This is a genomic window from Mesorhizobium sp. L2C066B000 (assembly GCF_000502335.1).
GTDB lineage: Bacteria > Pseudomonadota > Alphaproteobacteria > Rhizobiales > Rhizobiaceae > Mesorhizobium.
Genome location: NZ_AYWZ01000052.1, coordinates 1 through 1351, shown reverse-complemented (window position 1 = coordinate 1351; position 1351 = coordinate 1). Strand labels below are relative to the sequence as shown.

2 protein-coding genes and 1 tRNA gene are annotated in these 1351 nt (G+C 57.5%); all 3 read right to left on the bottom strand.

Annotation, left to right across the window (positions count from 1 at the left end; genetic code table 11):
• Positions 1 to 265: 265 nt before the first annotated feature.
• A complete protein-coding gene (locus tag X733_RS136495) occupies positions 266 to 499 on the bottom strand; it encodes a GIY-YIG nuclease family protein (protein WP_023820465.1) in 234 nt (77 codons plus the stop codon).
• 257 nt (positions 500 to 756) lie between these two features.
• Positions 757 to 847, bottom strand: a tRNA-Ser gene (locus X733_RS136500).
• Positions 809 to 1351, bottom strand: a 543-nt coding sequence (locus X733_RS1000000170465) for a hypothetical protein (protein ID WP_196813805.1), incomplete at its 5' end; no start/stop codon positions are given. The genes X733_RS1000000170465 and X733_RS136500, both read right to left, overlap by 39 nt.

Here is a 1351-nt window from a genome sequence, read left to right as displayed (position 1 = left end):
GTAGCCGGCGCCGTAAACGTTCGCAAATCTTGACGTATTCAGCCGGTTCCGGCTCGGCGACGACGACGGCGTCGGCGGCGCGCGCACCGGAAACTGCGATCAGGGCCGCAGCGGAGCCGAGAAGAAGGCTCTTAATGTTCATTTTCTGACCTCCAGTCAGAATCGAACAAGATAGTGAAGCCGGCGACAAGCGTTTTCGCTGTAACCAATTGTTATTGTTGAAGTTTATTGAAAAGATGGACGTTTGCGGCAGGTGATGCGGCCATCACCACAGGCGCTTGTTGGCGAAAGCATGCCCTGAACCGGATTTGAGATAGCGCTCGAATAAAGCTGCCTTGGCCTGGTTCGAAAAGGCCATATAGGTGACGATCCGCCACGGCAGAAACTTGGATGTATGGCTGGATTTCCCCGCATTGTGCTCGACGAGCCGTCGTTTCAGGTCCGTCGTTATGCCGATATAGCGTTCGCCTTCCGCAGCCGTACTCTCCAGAAGATACACATACCACGTGAGCTGCTCTCCTTTGCCGGGGCTTCGGAGGGCATCCTCTCCGCCATCCTGCTTCGCGCTGAGGTGGGCTTGTCCTGCGAAGCTCGAAGAGCGAAGCAGGACTGCCAATCGAATTTTGCAAGGGATTCTCTGGGCTTACGCTGTGCGGCGGCCCTCCTACGCCAAGGCTTCGGAGGGCATCCTCTCCGCCATCCTGCTTCGCGCTGAGGGTTGGGCTTGTCCTGCGAAGCTCGAAGAGCGAAGCAGGATGGCGGAGAGGATGGGATTCGAACCCACGAGAAGCTTTTGACCTCTACTCCCTTAGCAGGGGAGCGCCTTCGACCACTCGGCCACCTCTCCGTTGCGCCGCTGGATAAAGAAAAGCGCGGGCACAATCAACAAGCCGGCGCCATTATCTCTGAAAATTCCGGATTTGGCCGCAGCGCCGCCTTTTGCATGCGGCGAATCTGCGGCGGTTCCCTGGCTGGCGAGTCGGCGACATGGCCGCAATTCCGGCCGGCCATCGCCGGATTCGGCCACATTGCGCGGCGCTGGATAAGGCTTGCAGGCCCTTCGATAGTTAATGAGAGCTTTCTGACTGAGGCCAAATCGTGTCATTTGTGCAACAACGCATGGGGATAGCGTCCGCACAGCCCTTTCGCCCGTACGATCGTGGTTGAACGCCGCCGCCTCATGGGTAATGTCGATTTCGAAGGAGCGGCGCGGTGCGCATCTTTTTCGGTAGTGGGGATGGGGCAGGGAACGCTGTCCTTCAGCTAAAGAATACCCAGACCCGTTTTTTAACTTTTGACTGGAGGTCAGAAAATGAACATTAAGAGCCTTCTTCTCGGCTCCGCTGCGGCC